This window comes from Microcystis sp. LE19-41.2A (genome assembly GCF_027530405.1).
Classification (GTDB): domain Bacteria; phylum Cyanobacteriota; class Cyanobacteriia; order Cyanobacteriales; family Microcystaceae; genus Microcystis; species Microcystis aeruginosa.
The window spans coordinates 1-3,166 of the sequence record NZ_JAPZQJ010000216.1; the positions used below are offsets into that span (position 1 = coordinate 1).

Annotated in this window: 9 protein-coding genes; 7 read left to right on the forward strand and 2 right to left on the reverse strand. The window is 36.9% G+C overall.

Annotated elements, in window-relative coordinates; translation table 11 throughout:
* Positions 1 to 510 (forward strand): adenine-specific methyltransferase EcoRI family protein (locus O9290_RS09720; protein WP_288087004.1); only part of this gene is annotated, 510 nt, incomplete at its 5' end.
* On the opposite strand, the gene O9290_RS09725 is transcribed toward O9290_RS09720, so the two are convergent.
* The gene (locus O9290_RS09725; RefSeq protein ID WP_193977252.1) at positions 472 to 675 is read right to left on the reverse strand and encodes a hypothetical protein; all 204 of its coding nucleotides are present in this window, start codon (positions 673 to 675) and stop codon (positions 472 to 474) included. The genes O9290_RS09720 and O9290_RS09725 overlap by 39 nt on opposite strands.
* 125 nt (positions 676 to 800) lie before the next feature.
* Between O9290_RS09725 and O9290_RS09730 the strand changes: the two genes are divergently transcribed.
* The gene (locus tag O9290_RS09730; RefSeq protein WP_002736965.1) at positions 801 to 1,049 is read left to right on the forward strand and encodes a DUF4160 domain-containing protein; all 249 of its coding nucleotides are present in this window, start codon (positions 801 to 803) and stop codon (positions 1,047 to 1,049) included.
* Positions 1,050 to 1,053: 4 nt separating this feature from the next.
* A complete protein-coding gene (locus tag O9290_RS09735; RefSeq protein WP_002737254.1) occupies positions 1,054 to 1,299 on the forward strand; it encodes a DUF2442 domain-containing protein in 246 nt (81 codons plus the stop codon).
* Between the two features lie 54 nt (positions 1,300 to 1,353).
* Here the strand turns inward: O9290_RS09735 and O9290_RS09740 are convergent, their stop codons facing one another.
* Positions 1,354 to 1,485 (reverse strand): hypothetical protein, encoded by a 132-nt coding sequence (locus O9290_RS09740; protein WP_288056637.1) that lies wholly within the window; start codon positions 1,483 to 1,485, stop codon positions 1,354 to 1,356.
* A 245-nt stretch (positions 1,486 to 1,730) separates the two neighbouring features.
* Here O9290_RS09740 and O9290_RS09745 point away from each other — a divergent pair, with 245 nt between their 5' ends.
* From O9290_RS09745 to O9290_RS09760, 4 genes are all read left to right on the forward strand, one after another.
* Positions 1,731 to 1,949, forward strand: a complete 219-nt coding sequence (locus O9290_RS09745; RefSeq protein WP_002757428.1) for a hypothetical protein — start codon at positions 1,731 to 1,733, stop codon at positions 1,947 to 1,949.
* Positions 1,942 to 2,226 carry a type II toxin-antitoxin system RelE/ParE family toxin gene (locus O9290_RS09750; protein WP_043998863.1) on the forward strand — a complete coding sequence of 95 codons (285 nt, stop codon included), beginning with the start codon at positions 1,942 to 1,944 and terminating at the stop codon, positions 2,224 to 2,226. Before O9290_RS09745 ends, O9290_RS09750 begins: the two co-directional genes overlap by 8 nt.
* Before the next feature lie 117 nt (positions 2,227 to 2,343).
* Entirely contained in the window at positions 2,344 to 2,616 is a 273-nt protein-coding gene (locus tag O9290_RS09755) for a BrnT family toxin (RefSeq protein WP_002757427.1), read from the forward strand.
* Positions 2,582 to 2,803, forward strand: coding sequence for a hypothetical protein (locus O9290_RS09760; protein ID WP_002757426.1), 222 nt, complete (start codon positions 2,582 to 2,584; stop codon positions 2,801 to 2,803). Before O9290_RS09755 ends, O9290_RS09760 begins: the two co-directional genes overlap by 35 nt.
* The last annotated feature ends 363 nt before the right edge of the window (positions 2,804 to 3,166 follow it).

Sequence of the window (3,166 nt, forward strand, 5' to 3'; positions counted from 1 at the left end):
ATTTTCAAACTAATTAAAGAAAACAAAGCCTGGTTAGGAATAAATCTTGGTAGAGGTATTTCTGGTTTCATTGTTCCCGAACAATATGAACTTTATGGAACAGAAGCTCGTATTGACAATTCTGGAAATAGAATAGTTTCTCCAAATAATTGTTTATGGTTAACCAACTTAGACACATCAAAACGACAGGAAGATATGGCTCTCACAAAAAGATATTTTGGCAATGAAGCTGAATATCCAAAATATGACAATTATGATGGAATTAATGTCAATAAAACTCAAGACATTCCCCTAGACTTCAAGGGGGTTATGGGTGTACCAATAACATTTTTACATAAATTCAATCCCGACCAATTTGAAATAATTAAATTCAGGAAAGGGAATGATGATAAAGATTTATCAGTAAATGGGAAATGTCCTTATTTTAGAATACTAATCAAGAATAAACGAATACAAACTGAATATATTGATTTAACTGACAAAGAAAAACAATGTATAACTCAGTCCTAGGGTGCGTTCCCTAATGCAAGTCCTGCTACTCCAGCGATCGATTTTTGGGAACGCACCATGCACATTGATGGCAGCTGTCAGTGCGATGCCGAAGAACGTAGTGCGATCGCCGTAATCTTCTTGATTAAACTTTAAAACTGCCATTGCTTGGGATAGGAACGTCACTGGCGATCGCTTTTTGGGGATGAGGAGTGCGATTGCTGATCTTGTCGTTTAGGTCGAGGTAACAAAACCCAACAAGCTTTGTTATAATATTTTTGTCATAAAGCAAGACTTATAAAAATAGATTTATGCCAGAAATTACTCGATTTTATGGAATTATCATTAAAATCTTTTTTGCCGATCATCCACCTCCCCATTTTCATGCGATTTATGGAGAATATAACGCCCTATTTAATCTGGAAACCTTAGAAATCATTGAAGGAGACTTACCTAATAGAGCCACAAAAATGGTTGTAGAATGGGCAACAATCTATCAATCAGAATTATTGAAAATGTGGAACACTCAAGAATTTAATAAATTACCACCTTTGAAATAAAACAATGCTTTATCCCAAAATAACATCAGCCGAAATCATTGAAAATTATACTCTATTGGTGCATTTTTCTAATCATCAAGCTAGAAAATATAACTGTGAAAATCTACTAGAAAAAACGATGTTTTCTTCCCTTAAAAACTATGCTTTCTTTAAAAACTTTCAACTTGATCCATCAGGTAGCGGAATCGTTTGGAATGATGAAGTTGATATAAGCGAGTATGAAATTTGGATCAATGGAATTGAACTATGATTGCCGATCTTGTAGTGCGATCGCTGTCATCTTGTTGATTAAACTTTAAAATTGTCATTGCTTGGGATGGGAACGCCAAGGGCGATCGCTTTTTGGGGATAAGGAGAGGCGATCGCTATCGCCGTAGGGTGCGTTCCCTAATGCAAGTCCTACTGCTCCAGCGATCGCTTTTGGGGAACGCACCATGCACATTGATGGCAGCTGTCAGTGGGATGCCGAAGAACGTAGTGCGATCGCTGTCATCTTGTTGATTAAACTTTAAAACTGCCATTGCTTGGGATAGGATCGCCAAGGGCGATCGCTTTTTGGGAATGAAGAGGGGCGATCTCTCTTTGTGAGTTGGAAAGTTGTCATCGATCCGCGATCGCGGATGTCATTATTGCCCAAGCAGAGTAAAATAAAAGTCTGTATTGAAAAAGGGGAAAGTAACAATGCCGCCAACAATGCAATTTAGTCAAATCTTAGAAATGATTGACTATCTCTCTTTTGATGAACAAGATGACTTGATCAATATTGTTAAACATCGGCAAATCGAAAAAAGACGAGAACAAATTGCTCAAAATATTTCTCAAGCTCGACAAGACTATCAAAATGGTAATGTTTTTCGAGGAGATGTTGATTCCATTATTGCCGAACTAAACAATGATTAACTTGGTTTTTAGCCAATCATTTAAACGCGCTTTCAAAACAAGGATTAAACGACAACCCGACTTAAAATCAAAAATAGAAGCCAAATTGAGACTACTCGCTGACGATCTCTATAATCCAATATTACGCAGCCATAAACTAAAGGGGAAATTGTCAGGTGCTTGGGCTTTTTCTGTTGAATATGATTGTCGAATTATTTTCAATTTTGAATCAAACCCTGAAACCCAAGAAGAAGAGATCAACCTAATTGATATTGGAACTCACGATGAGGTTTATTGAATATGATTTTTTATTATGTTAGCAAGGTTTCGGAGTTGGTGATCGCTTTTTGATGATGGGAAAGGGCGATCATGTATAATCCAAAATATTATGAACTAGATACAAAATCTCGATAAAATGGAGATAGAATGGGACAATAATAAAGCTGCTGCCAACTTGATCAAGCATAAAATTGATTTTGAAGATGCAAAAAACATTTTTCTAGATCCCAACTGTCTGGAAAGAGAAGATAAACGTGATTATAATGAAACTAGAATTCAAGTAATCGGTATAGTTAATCAAGTAGTTTTATTGGTCGTCTATACCAAAAGAAACGGCAGATACCGCATTATTTCAGCAAGGAGAGCCAATAAAAATGAACGACGACAATATTACCAGAGTCAGACTTGATCCCGAAAATGTTAGTCATGGTAAGACAGATTGGGAAAAAGTTGAAGCAATGACTGAGGAAGAAATTGACAAAGCAGCCGAAGCAGATTCGGACTGTCTCCCCCTATCTCAACAAGAATTAAATGAGTTTCGCCGTACATCAATCACAGATGCCGATCTTGTAGTGCGATCGCTGTCATCTTGTTGATTAAACTTTAAAATTGTCACTGCTTGGGATAGGAACGCCAAGTGCGATCGCTTTTTGGGGATGAGGAGTGCGATGCCGAAGGCACTGCGTAGCAGATCGCTGCTCTTGTAGAAACCCAACATTACTTTTTCCCAAATTACCACCCAATATCTGAGTTATAATCAATAATATCCATTCTACACCTTAATCAAATAATTTAACTTATGTCTGCTACAATTCGTCAAGAACTTCACCAACAGATTGACCGATTACCTGATGACATTGTTGAAAAAATTGCCAACTTTACCCGATTAATTTCCCCTGAGCCAAACAACATTTCAGAATATACTAATTGGCAAGATGAAGACTGGCAAAAATTTTCAT

Coding starts and splice junctions, on each gene's coding strand:
- O9290_RS09730 (WP_002736965.1), top strand. CDS start 801: ATGCCAGAAATTACTCGATTTTATGGAATTATCATTAAAATCTTTTTT.
- O9290_RS09735 (WP_002737254.1), top strand. CDS start 1,054: ATGCTTTATCCCAAAATAACATCAGCCGAAATCATTGAAAATTATACT.
- O9290_RS09740 (WP_288056637.1), bottom strand. CDS start 1,485: ATGGTGCGTTCCCCAAAAGCGATCGCTGGAGCAGTAGGACTTGCATTA.
- O9290_RS09745 (WP_002757428.1), top strand. CDS start 1,731: ATGCCGCCAACAATGCAATTTAGTCAAATCTTAGAAATGATTGACTAT.
- O9290_RS09750 (WP_043998863.1), top strand. CDS start 1,942: ATGATTAACTTGGTTTTTAGCCAATCATTTAAACGCGCTTTCAAAACA.
- O9290_RS09755 (WP_002757427.1), top strand. CDS start 2,344: ATGGAGATAGAATGGGACAATAATAAAGCTGCTGCCAACTTGATCAAG.
- O9290_RS09760 (WP_002757426.1), top strand. CDS start 2,582: ATGAACGACGACAATATTACCAGAGTCAGACTTGATCCCGAAAATGTT.